General features: G+C 65.9%; 16 protein-coding genes. 3 read left to right on the top strand and 13 right to left on the bottom strand.

The features are described 5' to 3' along the window. Positions 1–27: 27 nt before the first annotated feature. Positions 28–1104 carry a tartrate dehydrogenase gene (locus IEJ03_RS11620; RefSeq protein WP_192035015.1) on the bottom strand — a complete coding sequence of 359 codons (1077 nt, stop codon included), beginning with the start codon at positions 1102–1104 and terminating at the stop codon, positions 28–30. 268 nt (positions 1105–1372) lie between these two features. On the opposite strand from IEJ03_RS11620, the gene IEJ03_RS11615 reads away from it, so the two are divergent. After that, entirely contained in the window at positions 1373–2755 is a 1383-nt protein-coding gene (locus IEJ03_RS11615; RefSeq protein WP_242457951.1) for a glycosyltransferase, read from the top strand. Positions 2756–2836: 81 nt separating this feature from the next. Here the strand turns inward: IEJ03_RS11615 and IEJ03_RS11610 are convergent, their stop codons facing one another. The 3 genes from IEJ03_RS11610 to IEJ03_RS11600 form a co-directional block, all read right to left on the bottom strand. After that, complete coding sequence (locus IEJ03_RS11610; protein ID WP_192035014.1) at positions 2837–3622, bottom strand: TVP38/TMEM64 family protein; 786 nt, start codon at positions 3620–3622, stop codon at positions 2837–2839. A 149-nt stretch (positions 3623–3771) separates the two neighbouring features. Next, positions 3772–4719: an ABC transporter substrate-binding protein gene (locus IEJ03_RS11605; RefSeq protein ID WP_192035013.1), complete on the bottom strand. Its 948-nt coding sequence runs from the start codon at positions 4717–4719 to the stop codon at positions 3772–3774. Positions 4720–4821: 102 nt separating this feature from the next. Further along, positions 4822–6003, bottom strand: a complete 1182-nt coding sequence (locus IEJ03_RS11600; RefSeq protein WP_192035012.1) for a TauD/TfdA family dioxygenase — start codon at positions 6001–6003, stop codon at positions 4822–4824. Between the two features lie 196 nt (positions 6004–6199). On the opposite strand from IEJ03_RS11600, the gene IEJ03_RS11595 reads away from it, so the two are divergent. Continuing rightward, positions 6200–7078: a LysR substrate-binding domain-containing protein gene (locus IEJ03_RS11595; RefSeq protein ID WP_192035011.1), complete on the top strand. Its 879-nt coding sequence runs from the start codon at positions 6200–6202 to the stop codon at positions 7076–7078. Here the strand turns inward: IEJ03_RS11595 and IEJ03_RS11590 are convergent. The 7 genes from IEJ03_RS11590 to IEJ03_RS11560 all read right to left on the bottom strand — a co-directional run bounded on the left by IEJ03_RS11590 (position 7009) and on the right by IEJ03_RS11560 (position 16941). Continuing rightward, a complete protein-coding gene (locus IEJ03_RS11590; RefSeq protein ID WP_192035010.1) occupies positions 7009–7866 on the bottom strand; it encodes a M90 family metallopeptidase in 858 nt (285 codons plus the stop codon). The genes IEJ03_RS11595 and IEJ03_RS11590 overlap by 70 nt on opposite strands. Before the next feature lie 3 nt (positions 7867–7869). After that, positions 7870–9441, bottom strand: a complete 1572-nt coding sequence (locus IEJ03_RS11585) for a carbon-nitrogen hydrolase family protein (RefSeq protein ID WP_192035009.1) — start codon at positions 9439–9441, stop codon at positions 7870–7872. 86 nt (positions 9442–9527) lie between these two features. Continuing rightward, positions 9528–11300 (bottom strand): alpha/beta fold hydrolase, encoded by a 1773-nt coding sequence (locus tag IEJ03_RS11580; RefSeq protein ID WP_192035008.1) that lies wholly within the window; start codon positions 11298–11300, stop codon positions 9528–9530. Beyond that, positions 11297–13315: an ATP-dependent zinc metalloprotease FtsH gene (ftsH, locus tag IEJ03_RS11575; RefSeq protein ID WP_192035007.1), complete on the bottom strand. Its 2019-nt coding sequence runs from the start codon at positions 13313–13315 to the stop codon at positions 11297–11299. The genes IEJ03_RS11580 and ftsH overlap by 4 nt, the downstream gene beginning before the upstream one ends. 146 nt (positions 13316–13461) lie before the next feature. Beyond that, complete coding sequence (locus IEJ03_RS11570) at positions 13462–14445, bottom strand: universal stress protein (RefSeq protein ID WP_192035006.1); 984 nt, start codon at positions 14443–14445, stop codon at positions 13462–13464. 5 nt (positions 14446–14450) lie between these two features. Then, positions 14451–16085 (bottom strand): cation:proton antiporter family protein, encoded by a 1635-nt coding sequence (locus tag IEJ03_RS11565; protein ID WP_192035005.1) that lies wholly within the window; start codon positions 16083–16085, stop codon positions 14451–14453. 235 nt (positions 16086–16320) lie between these two features. Next, complete coding sequence (locus tag IEJ03_RS11560) at positions 16321–16941, bottom strand: flavin reductase family protein (protein WP_192035004.1); 621 nt, start codon at positions 16939–16941, stop codon at positions 16321–16323. Between the two features lie 324 nt (positions 16942–17265). On the opposite strand from IEJ03_RS11560, the gene IEJ03_RS11555 reads away from it, so the two are divergent. After that, complete coding sequence (locus IEJ03_RS11555) at positions 17266–17439, top strand: hypothetical protein (RefSeq protein ID WP_192035003.1); 174 nt, start codon at positions 17266–17268, stop codon at positions 17437–17439. A gap of 163 nt (positions 17440–17602) precedes the next feature. Here IEJ03_RS11555 and IEJ03_RS11550 read toward each other — a convergent pair whose 3' ends face one another. Both IEJ03_RS11550 and glcF read right to left on the bottom strand, forming a co-directional pair. Further along, a complete protein-coding gene (locus tag IEJ03_RS11550) occupies positions 17603–18004 on the bottom strand; it encodes a heme-binding protein (RefSeq protein WP_192035002.1) in 402 nt (133 codons plus the stop codon). A 68-nt stretch (positions 18005–18072) separates the two neighbouring features. Continuing rightward, positions 18073–19305: a glycolate oxidase subunit GlcF gene (glcF, locus tag IEJ03_RS11545; protein ID WP_192035001.1), complete on the bottom strand. Its 1233-nt coding sequence runs from the start codon at positions 19303–19305 to the stop codon at positions 18073–18075. Between the last annotated feature and the right edge of the window lie 13 nt (positions 19306–19318).

Here is a 19318-nt window from a genome sequence, read left to right as displayed (position 1 = left end):
GGTCCTGGCCCGCCCTTGTGCTTGCCCTCAGCCGGTGGCGATGCGCTCGGCGATGGCCTGGCCCAGCGCCTGGGTCGAGCCGGTGCCCTTGAGATCCGGCGTCAGCACCGTGCTATCTCCCTCGGCGAGCACGGCCTCGAAGGCGGCGACGATGGCGTCGGCGGCCTCCTGATAGCCCAGGTGTTCGAGCATCATGGCCCCGGACCAGATCTGGCCGATGGGGTTGGCGATGCCGCGCCCGGCGATATCCGGCGCGCTGCCGTGCACCGGCTCGAAGAGGCTCGGGAAGGTGCCCTCCGGGTTGATGTTGGCGGAGGGCGCTACGCCGATGGTGCCGGTGCAGGCCGGGCCCAGGTCGGAGAGGATGTCGCCGAACAGGTTGCTGGCCACCACCACATCGAACCAGTCCGGATGCAGCACGAAGTTGGCGGTCAGGATGTCGATATGGAACTGATCGACATCGACCTCGGGATAGCGTTCACCCATGGCCGCCACCCGGCTGTCCCACCAGGGCATGGTGATGGCGATGCCGTTGGACTTGGTGGCCGAGGTGAGCTTCTTCCTCGGCCGCGACTGCGCTAGCTCGAAGGCGTACTTGAGCACCCGATCGACGCCGTGGCGGGTCATCACCGTTTCCTGGATCACTACCTCGCGGTCGGTGCCCTCGAACATGGTGCCGCCGACGCTCGAGTACTCGCCCTCGGTGTTCTCGCGCACGACATAGAAGTCGATATCGCCCGGTGCGCGGCCGGCCAGCGGGCTCTCGATGCCCGGCAGCAGGCGGCAGGGGCGCAGGTTGACGTATTGGTCGAACTCGCGGCGAAACTTGAGCAGCGAGCCCCACAGGGAAATGTGATCGGGCACCTTGGCCGGCCAGCCGATGGCACCGTAGAAGATGGCATCGAACCGGGAGAGGGTCGCGTGCCAGTCGTCCGGCAGCATCTGACCGTGTTCGAGGTAGTAGTCGCAGCTGGCGAAATCGAAGTGCTCGAGTTCCAGAGCGATGCCGAAACGCTCGGCGGCGGCCTCGAGAGCGCGCACGCCCTCGGGCATGACTTCGGTGCCGATGCCGTCGCCGGCGAGTACTGCGATGCGATGGGCCATGCTCACTCCTTGTGAAGGGTCGGGGACTGGCAGTCTACCCGGGATGGCCCGCCAACGGACGCCGACTCGACCAAGGGGGGAGAGCCCGGCTAAGAGAGCCCGGCTAACGAGGCGCGAAGGTGCGGGCGGGTTCGCATGGGGTGTATGATTTGCGCCGTCCGTGTCGTCTGGGTTTCCTGCCCGCATCGCCTATCTTGAGGAAGGGGCATGCCTCGCAAGAACCGATGGCCGACGAATTCAGGGAAACGCTGACGAGGGAGTCCATAGCGTGAATGTGCTGATGTTCACCAACACTTACTGTCCGATCGTGGGCGGGGTCAGCGAGTCCGTTCAGCGTCTCAAGACACGGCTGCAGGCCGAGGGACACCGGGTACTGGTGGTCGCTCCCAAGCTGACCGGGCAGCCGGAAGACGAAGACGACGTGGTCCGCGTGGCCGCCGTCCAGCATTTCAATGGCAGCGACTTCTCGCTGCCGGTGCCGATTCCCGGTCAGCTCTATGAAGCCATCGAGGCCTTCGACCCGGATATCGTGCACTCGCACCACCCCTTCCTGCTCGGCGATACCGCGGCGCGGGCCGCGGAGACCTATGGGCTGCCGCTGGTGTTCACCCACCATACCCTCTACGAGCACTACACCCATTACGTGCCCGGTGACTCGCCGCGCATGCAGCGCTTCGCCATCGCTCTGTCCACCCAGTACACTCAGCTCTGCGAGGCGGTGATTGCGCCCAGCGAGAGCATCCGCGCGCTGCTGTTCGACCGGGACGCCAACTCCCATGTGCGGGTGGTGCCCAGCGGCGTGGATACCCGGCGCTTTGCCGATGGCCATGGCGCCGGACTGCGTCATGAACTCGGCATTCCGCCGGATGCCTATGTGGTCGGGCATGTCGGCCGGCTCGCCAAGGAGAAGAACCTGCCCTTTCTCACCGAGGCGGTGGCGCGAATGCTCGAGCAACTGCCCGAGGCCCACTGCCTGGTGGTCGGGGACGGCGATGCCCGGGAGGTGATGGAAGAGGTCGCCGAGCGCCATGGCGTGACCTCACGGTTGCACTTCACCGGTCGCCTGCAGGGCCAGGCGCTGATCGATGCCTACCATGCCATGGATGTCTTCGGTTTCGCCTCGCACAGCGAGACCCAGGGCATGGTGGTGGTCGAGGCCATGGCCGCGGGCCTGCCGGTGGTGGCCGTGGCGGCCCCTGGGGTGCGCGAGGTGCTGAAGGATGGCCGCAACGGACGGCTGCTGCCCGAAGATGACCGCGAGGCGATGGCCGAGGCCATGGTGGCGCTGGCCGAGCCCGACTGCCGGTCGGCGATGGCCGAGGGGGCGCTGGCCACCGCCGCGGCCTTCGATGAAACCGCCTGTGCAGAGCGCTGTCTGGCAGTCTACCGGGAGGCGATCGCCATGGGCGGTCCCTTCAGCCATGCCGACGACGGCACCTGGGATCGGGTGCGCGGTCGCCTGGGGGCCGAATGGCACATGCTGCGCCATCGCGGTCGGGTGCTGCGCTCGATGCTGCAGGAGGAGTGGGAGCATGCCGACTGGCAGCCGTTGATCGGGCGCAGTCAGGAGGACGAGGCGCACGAGTCCATGCCCGAGTCCCAGACCGACCCGGAGCCTCAGGCCGTATCCAAGGAAGCGGCCCCCAAATAGCAAAGAGAGCAGTGAAGAAAGCAGCGAAGCAAGTCGCGAAGGCCTTGGCTGCCCTTGCTCAGGCTTCGGGGCGTCGGCGTCTCAGGATTTCGGCGCATCGTGTCGGGCGTCCGCGGTAGGAGGCGGCGTCGGTGACGGCTCTTGAGCCGGACTGGTGCCGGCCTGACGGGCGGGGGGCTCCTTGGCGTCCCCCCGCTGCTGGCGGCGCGCGGCATAGCGCTTGAGGCCGAACAGCAGCAGCACCCCGAGGGCGATGCCGCCCAGCGCCATGGCGAGCTCGCCCTGGTTGTCGGCGGTGACCAGGCGGCCCAATTGGCTGCCGAGCAGGGTGACCCCGGCAAGCCCCGGCACGATGCCGATGATCGAGCCGATCAGGTAATCGCGAAAGCGCAGGTGAAAGGCGCCGGCCAGCATGTTGGTCAGCGTGAAGGGCGCCAGCGGCAGCAGGTTGACCACCGTCATGGTGCGAATGCCGCGGCCCGCCAGGTAGCGGGACAGCCCCTTGAGGTGCCGGCCGCCGTAGCGCATCAGCGCCTCGCGGCCGAGCCGCCGCCCCACCCCGTAGGTCAGGATGGACGCCGCCAGGGTGCCTGCCAGGGCGTAGCCGAAGCCCCACCAGGGCCCGAACAGCAGGCCGGTCACCGCCACCAGCAGGCTCAGTGGGAACATCACCAGCGACGCCCCCGCATAGACCGCGACCACCACCAGTACTGCCCAGGGCGCCTGTGTCCAGGCCACCGAGCCTGCCGCGATCGCCTGCAGGCGCGCCACGGTCAGCAGGTCCTGCATGGCCAGCCACTGCCAGAGGCCGCCCATCGCCAGCAGGGCGACGAGCACGAGGAGAAGGATCAGGAGGGGGCGGGGCATGCGGTGGCGGTCCTTGCAGGTGGCGAGCGACGAGTCCGACACAGCATACGGCACCGCGCCCGGCGGCCAAAGCGGCACGCCGGGCGCGGCGATCGATGCGGCTTTGCGCCTGGTCTTCAAAGCACGGATCAGGGCGCGGGCAAAGCGCGTTAGAGCGCCAGAGCGTCCTGTACCCGGGGCCAGGCGGGTTGGCCGTCGCGGTCGGTCACACCTTCGAGCATGGCCTGGATGCGCTCGGGATGGCCTTCGATCCACTCTTTGGCGACGTCTTCGGCATCGCGCTCTTCCTGGCCGTACTCGTTGATCATCCAGCTCTGCTGCTCGGCGCTGAAGGTGAACTGAGTGAAGAAGTGCGCGAGGTTGGGGTGAGACTCGGCATAGCCCGTGCGCATCAGGGTCAGCACCTCGCTCTCGCCATTGTTCTCGCCGAACAGGTCCTTGGAGTCCTCGAGGTAGCGCATCGGCAGTTCGAAGTTCATCCAGTGCGGCGTCCAGCCGACCCAGGCGATGGGTTCCTCGCGGCTGATGGCGCTGCGGGCGGCACTCAACATGCCGACCACGCTGGTATCGGTAAGCTCCCAGTCGCCCAGTCCCCAGGTGTCGTTGTCGATCGCCTGGAGGAGGATCTCGCTGGCCGCGGAGCCGGCGCCGAAGCTGTGGATCTCGCCGCCGAAGGCCTCACGGTGCGCATCCAGGTCGGCGAAGCTGGTGATGCCCTGCTCGTGGAGATACGCCGGGACCGCCAGGGTCATCTGGGCGCCATCGACGTTGTTGGCTACCCGCTCGAGGCTGCCGTCTTTCACGCGGGAGGTGTAGAGATCCTCTTGGGCCGGCATCCAGCCGCCGAGGAAGGCATCGACGTCACCGGTATCCAGGCCCTGGTAGATGACCTGCAGGCTGAGCTCCTGGGCGCGGGTCTCATAGCCCAGCGGCGCGAGCAGCTGGCTGGCGACCTCGGTCTTGACGGTGATGCCTGGCCAGGCGGGCACGCCGAAGTCCAGGGTCGCATCGTCGGCCATCGCCTGCTGGGAAAGCGTCAGCGAGACGGGAACGGACAGGGCCGTGGCGGTGAGGGTCGCGCGCAAAGCGGCGTTCATGAGCATTTCCTTGCTTGGTCTGTTCAGTCGTCGTGTTCGGCAGGCCGTGGCACCTGATCGAGAAGCGTGAGCGCGGCGCCACGGCGGCAGTGGAAACGGAAATCAGGCGGGGCGTGACAGCACCCGCAAGCGCGACTCCAGCATGTCCAGGTCCAGATAGGTGCCCTGCAGATGGCGACGGCCGGTGCTGGGGTCGAAGGCGCGACGGCCGTGCAGCACCCGGCGGTTGTCGAAGGCGACCATCTGCCCCGGGGCCAGCGCGAAGTCGAGCTGGAAGGCGGGGGCGTGCAGCAGCTGCCAGAACTGGCGATAAGCGTCGTACCAGGCATCGATCTCGTGGGCCGGCAGGCGCAGGCTGTCGCGAATCCAGTTGTTGAAGCGCACCTCGAGCATGTTGCCGTCGTGATCCAGCGAGAGGATCGGCGCGCGGGTGCCGATGTCGTGCTCCTCGTCCTGGAAACGGAAATCGATCGGCGTCTCGCTCAAGATGCGGAAGGCCTCGGGGGCCTCTCGGCGCAGCGCCTCGGCGGCGGCGAAGCCATCGGCGAAGATCGATTCGCCGCCCTCGGCATCATTCTCCAGGCAGTAGAGCAGCTGGATATCCGGCGGCTGGCGCCAGTTGGGCAGGTCGGAGTGCAGCGCCAGGGCGATGGCGGTGTAGGCGGCGTTGTTGGGGTTGGGCTTGGAGCGCACGTCGAAGCGGGCGCCGAAGTTGGTCGGGCGCAGCGGGCCGATGCGCTCGGCCAGGCGGCTGACCTCCTCGTCGGCCAGGGGACCTTCCTCGAGGAGCACCAGGCCATCGCGCAGCAGGGCCTCGAGCCAGGCACGCTCGCCGGCTGCGCTGCCCACGAAGTCGGCGTGCCTGACCCGCTGGGGCGCATAGTCGCTCGCCCAGGGGCGCCGCGCCGGAATGACCGAGGCCGGTTCCTGACCGGGGCGGCGCTGGTGCAGCCAGCCGGCATCGAAGGCGCTTACGTGGCCGTCCTGCCAGGTCAGGGTTAGGTTGCCGTCGTGAAGCCGAGCGCTGGGAGCCTCGGTGATCGGCGTCAGGGGGACATGGAGGCGCTCCCGGGTGCCTGAGTGGCGGCAGGCCTCGCAGGCGCAGTTGTCGCGCAGCCACATCAGCGGGAAGTGAGCCTGGGCGCCGTCGGCCCAGGTGAGGGTAACCCGGGCGCCGCTGGCCAGGGCGTCGGTCAGTTCCGGCGCATCGGCATACGCCGACAGCTCGCCCATCTCCAGCACGGGACGGCGCGTTTCCGGGGCGGTAAGCGTGGTGTCGGTCATGAGGACTCCTGCAGGCCAGCGGCCAAGTGAAGCGGATATGGCGCTTATGCTGGCGATTGCGGCGCCCTACGACAAACGATTAATCTGGCCCCAATGCCCAAGCTGAGCTTATCACGGAGTTTTTCATTAAGAGGCTGACAGGAAGGTGCCGCCATGAAGAGTCTGGTATGAAGGGTCTGATAGATAAGGATCTGGCATGAAGGGACTACCTCCACTGATCTGGTTGCAGGCGTTCGAGGCCGCCGCCCGCACCATGAGCTTCACCGCCGCCGGCCAGGAGCTGGGAGTGACTCAGGCGGCGATCAGCCAGCGCATCCGCCTGCTCGAGGATCGCCTCGGCCAGAAGCTCTTCGTGCGGCACCCGCGCAGCCTGAGCCTGACACCGGCTGGTCAGGCCTGGCTACCCAGCGTGCTCGAGGCCTTCTCGCGACTGGCCGAAGGCACCGCCGAGGTCTTCGGCCCGCGTCCGGATGCGCCGGTGACCCTGCGTACCACGCCGGTCATGCAGCAGAACTGGCTGGCGCCCAGGCTGCTGGCCTTTCATCGCCTGCACCCGATGGTCGCGGTGCGTCTGGTCAGTGCCATCTGGCCGGAAGATTTCGGGCCGGAAGGCGCCGATCTGGAAATTCGCTACGGGTCAGGGGACTGGGCGGGCATGGAGACGGTGTCGCTCGGGGAGGAGGCGATGGTGCCGGCCTGCGCGCCCGAGGTGGCCGCGCGCCTGGAGGCGCCCAGTGATCTGGCCGGTGAGACGCTGTTACACGCCGCGGGCTTCGCGGTGGGCTGGCCCACCTGGCTAGAGCGGGCCGGCATCGCCGGGGTCGAGGACGACTGCCCGACGCTGATCTGCGATACCCAGGTGATGACACTGACACTGGCCGCGGCCGGGGGCGGCGTCGCGCTCACCCACCGCCGGCTGGTCGAGAGCCGCGATGACCTGGTGCAGCCCTTTGCCCTGTCGGTGGAAAGCGCCGAGCGCTTCTGGCTGGTGCGCCCGGCCAACCGTCAGCCGCGGGAGGCGGCCGAGGCACTGTGGGACTGGCTGTCTGACAGGCTTGACCCGTCGCCATCCTGAGGCAGGCGCGCCAGCGGGTCCTGCTGGAAGTAGCGAGACAGCAGCGTGTAGAGCTCGGGGTAGGCGTCGATGAGCAGGTCCGGGGCGCTGAAGAAGTGCTCGCAGCAGACCGCGAAGCATTCGCCGGGGTGGCTCGCCGCGTAGTCGTCGATGGGGGTGTCCTCGCCACGGGCGAGGCGCGCCTGCAGGTCGTCCCAGACCGCGGTGAAGACCCGGTGCCAGTCGCGGGAGGCGATGTCTCGCGGCAGCGGCGGGAAGCCGTCGACGTCCTGCGAGTTGCCCAGGTCGAGCTTGTGGGCAAGCTCATGGATCAGCACGTTGAAGCCTGAGAAATCGCCGCTCTCCATCAGGTCCGGGTAGGCCACCACCACCGGGCCCTGATACGAGGTCTCGCCGGCGCGTTCGTCGGCATACTCGTGCATCACCCCGGCCTCATCCATTTCCTCGACGTGGCGCTCGAAGGCCTCGGGCAGGATCAGGATCTCGTGCACATTGGCAAAGGCCTCACGATGCTCGGCCTCCGACCAGCCTAGCGTCAGCAGGCAGGCCTGGCCGGCCAGCGCCAGGCGTGCGGGCGCATCGAAGGGAGTATCGGCCAAGGCCGGATGCAACGAGAGCCGCTTGGCATGCACGAAGGCCCAGGCCCGCAGGCCCAGGCGTTCGGCCTCGTCATCGGTGAGGGCGGCGAGCAGCGGCAATCGTGCCCGGGCCTCGGCCCAGGTGTCCGCGGGGAAAGGGTGGCGGGCGGCGAAACGCGCGTCCCGCCAGCGGCGCCAGCGCGCGAGCATGGCTCAGCTGTCTTCCTGACGAGACCCGGACTTCCAGGACCAGTCGCGCCAGCGCAGGTCAAAAAGGTCCTGGCGGCGGTCTTTGAGGTTGGTGACCGAGCCCTCGTTGCGCACCACGGTGAGCCGGGTCAGGTCGAGATCCGAGAACATGATCATCTCGGTGTTGGGGGTGGTCTCGGCCAGCACCGCATCGTGGGGGAAGGCGAAGTCCGAGGGCGAGAATACCGAGGACTGGGCGTACTGGATCTCCATGTTCTCGATGGAGGGCACGTTGCCGACGCTGCCGCACAGCACCACGTAGCACTCGTTCTCGATGGCGCGGGCCTGGGCGCAGTGGCGCACTCGCAGGTAACCGTTCTTGGTGTCGGTCCAGAAGGGCACGAAGAGGATGTCCATGTCCTGATCGGCGAGCAGCCGGGAGAGCTCGGGGAATTCCACGTCGTAGCAGATCAGGATGCCCACCCGGCCGGCATCGGTATCGAAGACCCGCAGGTCGTCGCCGCCCTCGATGATCCAGTCGCGACGCTCCTGGGGGGTGATGTGCAGCTTGGCCTGGGCCTCGATGTCGCCGTCGCGATGGAAGAGGTAGGCGATGTTGTAGAGGTTGCCGTCGTCGTGCTCCTCGATCATCGAGCCGGCGACGATGTTGATGTTGTAGGACACTGCCATGCGCGACAGCTCGGTCTTGAAGCGTTCGGTGAAGCCGGCCAGGAAGCGGATGGCGGCGATCTGGTCCTGCTGGGCGGCCCGGTCCTGCAGGCCCATCAAGGGGGCGTTGAAGAGCTCCGGGAAGACCGCGAAGTCGCTCTGGTAGTCCGACAGCGCATCGACGAAGTACTCGGCCTGCTGCAGCACCGCTTCCACCGAGGAGAACTCACGCATCTGCCACTGCACCGCGCCCACCCGCACCTGGGTCTTGCGGGTGTCGAGCACCGACTCGGCGGGCTCGAAGAGGATGTTGTTCCACTCCAGCAGGGTCGCGTAGCCCTGGGACTTCTCATCCTCCGGCAGGTACTTGCGCAACAGCCGCTTGACCTGGAAATCGTTGGCCAGCTGGAAGGACAGGATGGGGTCGTGGATCTCCTTGCGCGAGACCTGATCCAGGTACTCGGCCGGCGTCATCTGGTCGGCGTACTGGTGATAGTTGGGGATCCGTCCGCCGGCGAGAATCGCCCGCATGTTCCAGGACTTGCACAGCTCCTTGCGCGCCTCGTACAGGCGCCGGCCGAGCCGGTAGCCACGGTAGGCCGGGTCGATCAGCACGTCCAGGCCATACATGGCGTCGCCTTCGGGGGCGTTGAGGATGATCTCCCGCTGATCCATCAGGTCGTCGTAGCGGTGCGGGTTGGAGAATTCCTCATAATCGACCCGGGCGGTCAGGGCCACGCCGACCAGGGTCTTGTCGTCCTCGATGACGATCTGGCCGTCGGGGAACTCGCTGATCAGGCGCTCGATGGTACGCTGCGGCCAGGCACCGCCGATGTCGTGATAGACGCGATCCATCAGCGCCTTGAGCTGAGGGTAGTCGTCCAGGGTGAGGTTGCGCAGCGTCAGGTGCAGGTCTTCGAGGGACATGTGTGCCGGGGCTCCCGCCAGGTGAAATCGATGCAGTCTACCATGGGGTCGCGGCGCGGCTGATGCAACGGTGGCGCCCCGCTGGCTCACTCCCTGCGCACATAGCGCCCCGGGGCGGGCTCCAGTGGCGGGTAGTCGCTCGAGCCCATCGACGGCGGGGCCTGGACAGCGCCCGATTGCGCGACCAGCCAGCCCTGCCAGGCCGGCCACCAGGAGCCCGCGGTCTCCGGCGTGCGGGCAAGCCAGGTCTCCTGATCGACATAGGCATCGCCCTCGGTGGCGGTGGCCATGCGGTAGTGGCGGCCGGTGTCCGTGGGGGGGCAGACGATGCCCACGTTGTGGCCGCCACTGGTCAGCAGGAAGGTGAGCGCCGGGGTGTCGGCGAGCAGATGAATCTTGTAGGTCGAGCGCCAGGGCGCCACATGATCCCACTCGGTGCCCACCGCGAAGATCGGCACCCGGATGTCGCTGACCGTCACCGGACGGTCCTCGACCGTGAAGCGGCCCTCGGCGAGGTCATTATCGAGGAACAGCTGGCGCAGGTACTCGCTGTGCATGCGGTAGGGCATGCGGGTGGCATCGGCATTCCAGGCCATCAGGTCGTTGATGGCGCGCTGTTCGCCCAGCAGGTAGTGGTTGATGAGATGCGACCAGATCAGGTCGTTGGAGCGCAGCAGCTGGAAGGCGCCGGCCATCTGCTTGGTGTCGAGCACCCCCTGGGCCCACATGGTGTCCTCGAGGAAGGAGAGCTGCTTGTCGTCGATGAACAGCATCAGCTCGCCAGCCTCGCGGAAGTCGGTCTGGGCGGCGAGCAGCGTCATCGAGGCCAGGCGGTGATCGTGATCACGGGCCATCGTCGCTGCGGTGATGGCAAGCAGAGTGCCCCCTAGGCAATAGCCCACCGCATGCACCGGCGCCTCGGGGCAGATTGCGCCGATCACCTTGAGGCTATCCATGATGCCCAGGCGGCGGTAGTCGTCGAGCCCGAGGTCACGATCTTCCCCGCTGGGGTTACGCCAGGAGATCATGAACACCGTGTGGCCCTGTCCGACCAGGTAGCGCACCAGGGAATTATCCGGCGAGAGATCGAGGATGTAGTACTTCATGATCCAGGCCGGCACGATCAGCACCGGCTCGGGGTGCACCTCGGCGGTAGCGGGAGCGTACTGAATCAGCTCGATCAGGCTGTTGCGGTAGATCACCTGGCCGGGCGTCACGGCGACCGACTGCCCGGGCACGAACCGCTCCGCCCCGGCCGGTGCGTGGCCCTGCAGCTGGCGCTGCCAGTCATCGATAAACTGCTCGGCGCCCTTCATCAGGTTGGCGCCGCCGGTCGAGAGCGTCTTGTCCAGTACCTCAGGATTGGTGAGCGGGAAGTTGGCAGGGGAGACCATGTCGAGGAGCTGGCGCGCGCCGAACTCGAGGGCCTGTTCGTGGTGGGGTGACAGGCCGGCGAGGCCAGTGGTGGCATTGAACCACCACTGTTGCTGCAGCAGGAACGACTGATAGATCAGGTTATAGGGGAAGCGGTGCCAGGCCGGGTCGCGGAAGCGCCGATCCTGGGGCAATGGCTCGATGCAGGGCGTGGCCTCGGCGTCGAAGGCCGACCGACTGGCCCACATTGCCAGACGCAGCTGTTTCTTCAGCGCCTTGCGGACCAGGGTCGCCTGCTTGCCCGGCGACATCGCCACGCTGGTCAGCCAATCGACGTAGGTCAGGAACACTGCCGCCGGCGAGAGACCGAAGGTGAGTCGTGCCAGCGACGCCCGCATCAGGCGATCGGTGCTCTCATCGAGGCTGGTTTCCTCGAGAGGCGCGCCGGTGCCGCTGGTGCTTTCCTGGTGGTCAGGCTCGATCATCGCGTTTTACCTCGGAGCGGCGGGGCACCTGGGGCTGTGTCTTCCGGCGGCGCATCGGGTGGTATCGCTGGCGGCACGGAAGAGGGCACTAAAGTGGGCGTGGACGATAAGGCGGACGATGCAGCAGCCCCTGTTTCCTCACGGGAGGCCGCCTTGTCCTCGCCTTCGTGATGGCCCTCGCCCTTGGTCTCGTTGTTGCTCGAGGGCATGCCCTGCGCCTTGATGGCCGGAAACTCGTCGGCGGTCAGCGTCTCGCGTTCGAGCAGCAGCGCCGCGCCTTCTTCCAGGGTGTCGCGGCGCCGGGTAAGGATGCGCTGCGCCTCGTGGTAGGCGGCCTCGATCAGCCCGCGCACCTCCAGATCGATTTCCCGTGCCGTGGCCTCTGAATAGCTGCGCGGGCTCAGGGTGCCGTAGGTGTCACCGAGGAAGGCCTGGCGCTCCTGCTCGTAGACCACCTGGCCGGTCTCTTCGGTCATGCCGAAGCGGGTCGCCATGTGGCGGGCGATCTCGGTGGCCTTTGCCAGGTCGTCGGCGGCGCCGGTGGATATCTCGTCGAAGATCAGCCGCTCCGCGGCACGCCCCCCCATCAGTACCGTCATGCGGTCCTTCAGCTCGCCGGTAGTCTGCAGGAAACGGTCCTCGGTGGGGCGCTGCATGGTGTAGCCGAGTGCGCCCACGCCGCGGGGAATGATCGAGACCTTGTGCACCGGGTCCATGCCCGGCAGCGCCGAGGCCACCAGGGCATGGCCCATCTCGTGGTGGGCCACCACCTCCCGCTCGTGGACGTTGAGCAGGCGGCTCTTCTTCTCGAGGCCGGCCACGATGCGTTCGATGGCATTGGTGAAGTCGCCCATGGTGACCCTGTCGCTGTCGTGGCGGGTGGCCAGCAGCGCCGCCTCGTTGACCAGGTTGGCCAGATCCGCCCCGGTGAAGCCCGGCGTCAGCGCGGCGATGTGATCCAGGTCCACGTCCGGGTCGAGGTGCTGCACCTTGCCGATATGCACCTCGAGGATGGCGCGGCGCCCCACCCGCTCCGGGCGGTCGACCAGCACCTGACGATCGAAGCGCCCCGCGCGCAGTAGCGCCGGATCCAGGATCTCCGGGCGGTTGGTGGCGGCCAGCAGCACGATGCCCTCGGACGGGTCGAAACCGTCGAGCTCCGCCAGCAGCTGGTTCAATGTCTGCTCCTTCTCGTCCTGGCCGCCCATCACGCTGGGGCCCCGCGCCCGGCCCAGGGCATCCAGCTCGTCGATGAAGATGATGCAGGGCTTGGCCTTGGCGGCCTGCTCGAACAGGTCGCGCACCCGGGCCGCGCCGATGCCGACGAACATCTCGACGAACTCCGAGCCCGAGATCGAGAAGAAGGGCACGCCGGATTCCCCCGCCACCGCCCGGGCCAGCAGCGTCTTGCCGGTGCCCGGCGGGCCGACCAGCAGGATGCCCTTGGGAATGTGCGCTCCCAGGCGGCCATAGCGTTCCGGGTCGCGCAGGAAGTCGACCACCTCCTTCAGTTCGTCCTTGGCCTCGTCGACCCCTGCGACATCCTCGAAGGTCACCTTGGTCTCGGTCTCGACGTACACCTTGGCCTTGGACTTGCCCAGCGTCATCATCCCGCCGAGCCCCTGGCTGCCCGACATGCGGCGGATCACGAAGCTCCAGATCAGGAAGAAGAACAGCAGCGGCACCATCCACGACAGCAGGATGGTCAGGAAGGTGTTCTTCGCCGCTCCGGTGTAGGTGACATCGTACTGGGCGAGCTTGTCGGCCAGGGTCGGGTCGACGGGGTGGGTGCTGAAGCCGGTGCTGCCATCGCCGTGCGGGTTGAGGTAGGTGCCGGTGATGCGATCCTCGCCAATTTCCACTGAGGCGATCTCACCGTTATCCAGCATCTGCGTGAACCGTGAATAGGGAATCGCCTCCGTCGTGCGTTGGTGGGTGAAGAGGCTCTGGAAGAGCATCACCACCATGAAGGCGACGATCACGTAGGTCAGGTTGATCTGGTGCTTCTTGTCCATGCGACACCCCGTCACGCCGGCCGGCTCGGCGGGCCGCAAGACAGCCTGCCCCGTTACCGGGCCGATGCCTCTCAGTGTAGCTATATCGCCATCCCCCGCGTCGCGGCGGGCCAACAGGAGTGATCCAGCGCAGGGTTTCCCCTGCCTTACGCATCCAGCGTGACCGGCGTTACAAATCCCTGCGGCTTGAGCGCCAGTACCGAACAATCGACCTGCTCGAGAATGGTCTCGGCGGTATTGCCCATGATGAACCCACGGATGCCGGTGCGGGCCACGGTGCCCATGACGATGCAATCGATCTCAAGGTGCTTTGCCAAGGAGGGGATCTCCTTTCGAGCCTGACCCTTCAGCAGATGAGTTAGAGGTTTCAGGTGATCCATGGCATCCCGTGTCACATTGCTCTTACTGTTCCGTATTAGCTCGTCAAGAAGTTGCTGTTGTTGCCGTCGTGCCTGATCAATGTTGTAAGCAAACTTCTCCCTTGATGTATCCGACGAGAAAACTAGGCCATCGATTAACTCGGCCATCGGTTCCCAGGTATGCACGATATGAAGCTCCGCGAATTCCGAGAGAGCCAGAGAAGCCGCCGTTTCCAGTATCTGCACATTTAATAGCTGACGCGTCTTCAACTCTTGCGACGGGTAAAAATCGTCTACATCCACGGCCGCCAGAATGCGCGAGTAGGATCTCGGCGCATGAGGTTTGATGAGCCAGACGGGGCACGGGCACTTCCGCAATAAATTCATGTCGTCACCGGCGAACAGCCGGTTCAGCCAGGTTGGTGCTTCCGGGCATTTGATCACCAGGTCATGCCCGTTTCGCAACACCTCCCGAATTACCTCGAGAAATGAGGTGCCGAAAAGAACCTTATGCTGAATATTGAGGCGCTGACGGTAGGGGGTGATTAACCCCTCCATCCGCTCCTCATACTTGTGCACCATTGCCGTCTGCAGGTCGCTGGAGGTCGGGCCACCGTCCGGCATTCTCATCCCGTTCGGTATTCGAGGGATGACATCGACGACCATCAGGCTGGCCTGGTTGTTCTCGGCCAGTTCAACAGCCCGGCCCAGTGCCGGTTCGCTAGCTTCTCCATGTTCTATGACACAAAGAATGTTTTTGAAGCGCTGCATCTCATTCACCTCCGCGTGATGCGATCGGCCGCCTCACGCGCGGCATCTACGAAGGGCGTCATGACCAGATCGGCACCCGCCTTTTCTAGGGTAGCCTCGTCATCCAGGGTTTGCGCCGTCATCGCAATCCGACCGCTGTAACCGAGGCCACGCAGCGAGTGAATAAGCGTTAGATTGACATGTCGTTCGCGCGCTGTGCTCACTACCCATTGCACTCGCCCAAGCGGAAGGGTCGTGATGAACTCGGGATCCCCGGCATCCCCGAACATGACCGGGTGTCCCATGGGGTCACCTGACCTGACCAGGTCCGGGTTGAAATCGATGCCCAACACCCGCCAGCCTCGCTCGCGCAGAGTCCGGGCGATGCCGAGCCCATACCGGCCCAAGCCAAAGAGAATTACCTGCGGCACAGCATCATCGGGCACGGTATTCTGTGTGACTTCCCGGTGATGCCGGCGGCGCTCGAACACCTTGAGCCAGGGTGCCAGGCGTTCATACAGCGGGTGTGAGTAGATGATCATGTAGGTGGAGGCGCTGATGGTGATGAGGCCGACCAAGGTGATCAAGCCCATAGTCTCGGCGTTGATATGGCCGAGACTCAGTCCCAGCGCCCCCAGGATCAAGGAGAACTCACTGATCTGTGCCACCGTGAGCCCCGCCAGAAACCCGGTGCGGCTGCGATAGCCCAGCAGTCCCATGATGACCATGACGATGAGGGGATTGCCGATCAGGACGAACAGGGAGAACACCAGTGACTCCACCAGTTGAGCACCCAGCAGCCCCAGGTCGAGTCGCGCTCCGAGGTCGAGGAAGAAAAACAGCAGCAGGAAGTCACGCACACTCGTCAGGCGCGCCCCGAGCGCGTCTCGGTAGGGGGTAGAGGCCAGTGACACGCCGGCGACGAAGGCGCCCACCTCCTTGCTGAAACCGAGCATCACTCCGAGAGCTGCCAGCGCCAGCCCCCAGGCGATGCCGAACAGCACCAGCAGCTCCTGGGAGCGGGACAGCATGTGAAGCAGCCGCGGTAGCAGATACCGCATCGCCAGCCCGACAAGCAGCAGAAACCCCGCCCCCTTGATCAGCACGATGAATGCCGTCTGCGTCAGCGAGACTGCACCGGTTGCATTCAGGGCATTGAGACCGATCATGACCAACACGACGACCAGATCCTGCACGATCAGGAAACCCAGGGCGATACGCCCGTGCAGCGTGTCCACCTCGCGTTTGTCGGAGAGCAGCTTGACGATGATGATGGTGCTGGAGAACGTCAGTGCGACAGCTACATACAGGGCGGTGACCGGCTCCATGCCAAAGGCGTAACCGATCGAATAGCCGATGATGCTGGTGAATACGACCTGTCCGAGCCCGGTCGCCAACGCTACGGGCCCCATGGTACGGATGATATGCAGGTCTAGCTTGAGCCCGACAACAAACAGCAAGAGGGTGATCCCGAACTTCGCCAGCAGGTCGATCTGGTCGTTCGCGCTGACCCAACCGAGCACCGAGGGGCCGACGAGTATCCCCACGGCGATAAAAGCGACGATCACGGGCTGTCGCAGGCGAACGCCCAAGGCCCCCACCGCCGCCGCTAACAGCAGCAGTGCGGCCATCTCGGTGAATACGTCCGGAAATACAATCATCACTCGACCACACTCCGCACCGTGTCAGCCGCCCTGATTCTGGTGCCACTAGCGCGGCGCGAGCTGAAGAGCCGCTTTAGCTTTGCCGCTTCGCTCTCTATTGCTTTTCTACTTCTGCTTCGCCCTCTACTTCCATTCAGTCTCGGCCATCGGCAGGCGGCTCGCCATGCGCTGGCGGTTGGCCTGCGCACGACCGCCGGGGTTGTGAACAGGGCATCGCTGTCAGTTGGCGTCGCTAGCCGGGGCGATGCATCTCGAAGCGCTGCTCGGGGGTGATCTCGAAATAGTCCGCCGGGCCGCCGCCGCGCAGGATGGGGCCGGCGTCGGCGGTCTGGTAGACGCCGTCCTTCAGCAGGGTCTGGTCGATGTGCACGCCGACCACTTCGCCGAGCACCAGCCAGGTGTCGACGGCCTCACCCGCAGCCGAGGTGAGCTGCAGGATCTGGCTCAACCGGCATTCGAAGACCACCCGCGCCTCGGCGACGTGGGGCACGCCGATGACCCGTGAGGAGGCCGGGGTGAGGCCGGCCAGGGAAAACTCGTCGATCTCCGGGCCCACCGCCGCGCAGCTCTCATTCATCGGTTCGGCCAGCTCCCGGGTCGCAAGCTGCCAGCAGAATTCGCCGGTGGCCTCGATGTTACGCACGCTGTCCTTATAGCCGATGCTTGAGAACCCGATGATCGGCGGGGTGTAGTTGAAGGCGTTGAAGAAGCTGTAGGGCGCCAGGTTGCAGGTGCCCTCGGCGCTTCGAGAGGAGACCCAACCGATCGGCCGCGGGCCGATGATGGCATTGAAGGGGTTGTGGGGCAGGCCGTGACCGTCGTGGGGGCGGTAGAAATGCACGTTGTCGGGCATGAAACCTCTCCGGGCGTTGGCGGGTGGTGCGCATGGCGAGCCATCAGTATGCCGTCGGTGGGCTCAGGGGGGCAAAAGCAACAATCCCGACATGGCCAGGGGTTGGCGCGTCAGCGAGGGGCTTGAGCCCAGTTTTCGTTGGCGGAATCCACGCCGGTCGGCTTGGCCAAGCCTTCTTCGTGATGCTTCGCCAGGGCGGCGCCCGACAACATCGGCAGAGCACGCCTCGATGGCGCCTTTCTCGACTTCGGATTAAGACTGATAGGGCAGGCGCACATTGCGCCATCAGGTCTCTGCCAGGGCGTGAAGCGCGAGGAGGCGAGCATGAGGGAGTTACTAGGCAAGGTGACTTGGATCATCGGTGGCGGCGTGTTGCTGGGGCTTGGCATGGGGCTGTTCTTTCTCGAGCACGCGGGTTTGGCGTTTCTGGGAGCGCTGATGTCGGGGCTGGGGGCCGGGCTGCTGTTCTCGGCCGTGATGTCCCGCCGGAGTGACTGACGCGGTGGGAATTTCGAGTGTCAGGCATGACGTGCGGCTGAGGCGCGATTCAGCCTAATAGGATTCAGAAAAAAGTGGGGCAGAAACAAACAGGGCAAAAAAGAGCCCCGCAGCCATTGGCTGGGGGCAAAGGGAGAATCGGAATGTCCTGTGGGCGCTGTGCTTAGCCGAGGGCGGCGATGCCGGCCTTGGCGATCTGCACGTCCTGGTCCGGCTTGACGCCGGAGACGCCCACGGTGCCGGCGATGCGGCCGTCATGGAGCACCGGCACGCCCCCTGAAAGGGTGGCGGTCAGCGGGGCGGACAGGAAGGCGGTCCGGCCGTTGTTGATCATGTCCTCGAAGGCCTGAGTTTCCTTGCCGCCCAGGGCCGAGCTGCGGGCCTTCTCGGAGGCCACCGAGGGTGTCATCGGTGCGGCCCCATCGAGGCGACGCAGGGCCAGCAGGTGGCCGCCATCGTCGGCGACGGCGATGGTCACGGCCCAGCCGTTGGCTTCCGCTTCCTTCTGGGCGGCGTCGAGGATGGTGTTGGCGTCAGAAAGGGTCAGCACGGATTTGGTCTGCATGGGGGGCTCCTAGGGGGTGTTCGATATGTCGTGGGTAAGCGTTGTCAGTATGGGAGATTGGCCGACGATCACGTCAGTGCCTCGTCGACGATCTCGATCCAGTGGCGAACCGGAGTGCGTCCTGCGCCGGCGAGATGGGTCTGGCAGCCGATGTTGGCCGTCACGATCATCTCCGGATCGCCGGCCTCCAGGGCGTCGAGCTTGTTGTCGCGCAGCTGGGTGGCCAGTTCCGGCTGGGTGATCGAGTAGGTGCCCGCCGAGCCGCAGCACAGGTGGCTATCCTGAACCGGCGTGAGCGAGAAGCCCAGCCGGCTGAGCACGCCCTCGACGCTGCCGGCGAGTTTCTGGGCGTGCTGAAGGGTACAGGGGCAATGAAAGGCCAGCCGCTTCTTGTCCTGAATGGCCAATGAAGCCAGGTCTTCATTGGCCAGCAGCTCGCCGAGGTCCTTGGCCATCGCGCTGACGCGAGCGGCTTTTTCTGCATAGGCCGGGTCATCGGCCAGCGCCTCGCCGTATTCCTTGACCATGGCGCCACAGCCGCTGGCGGTCTGAACGATGGCTTCACAGCCGGCTTCCAGGTGCGGCCACCAGGCGTCGATATTGGCGCGCATGCGCTCACGCCCGGCGTCCTGGGCATTCAGGTGGAAGTCGATGGCGCCGCAGCAGCCGGCCTCGGGCGCCGGGGTCAGGCCGATGCCGAGCTTGTCCAGTACCCGTGCCGTGGCGGCATTGGTGTTGGGTGACAGGCCCGGTTGCACGCAGCCTTCGAGAATCAGCATCTGGCGAGCATGGCGCTGGCCCTCGGGGCGCTTCCCGGCATCCACCGGGGCTGGCGGCATCTTGCTCTTGAGCCGGCCTGGCACTAGCGGCTTGAATGTGGTGACCAGGGCCAGCAGGGCCTTGAAGCGGGCAGGTTCGACCAGTGCCTTGCGCAGGCCATAGCGCAGGGTGCGTTCCGCAAGGCTTCTGGGCACCCGGCGCTCGATCTCGGCACGGCCGATGTCGAGCAGCTTGTGGTACTCGACGCCGGAGGGGCAGGTGGTCTCGCAGTTGCGACAGGTCAGGCAGCGGTCCAGGTGCAGCCGGGTTTCCTCGGTGACCTGATCGTCGTCATCGCGGCTCTCCAGCAGCTCCTTCATCAGGTAGATGCGCCCGCGGGGGCCGTCGCGCTCGTCGCCGAGCAGCTGGTAGGTCGGGCAGGTGGCATTGCAGAAGCCGCAGTGAACGCAGCTGCGCAGGACCCGGTCGGCCTCGCGGATATGCGGCTTCTTGAGATCGTCTTGGCTGAAATGAGTCTGCATCGGGCTCTCTCTT

The organism is Halomonas sp. YLGW01, from assembly GCF_014840935.1.
Taxonomy (GTDB): domain Bacteria; phylum Pseudomonadota; class Gammaproteobacteria; order Pseudomonadales; family Halomonadaceae; genus Onishia.
This window is presented reverse-complemented; position numbering and strand designations above follow the sequence as displayed.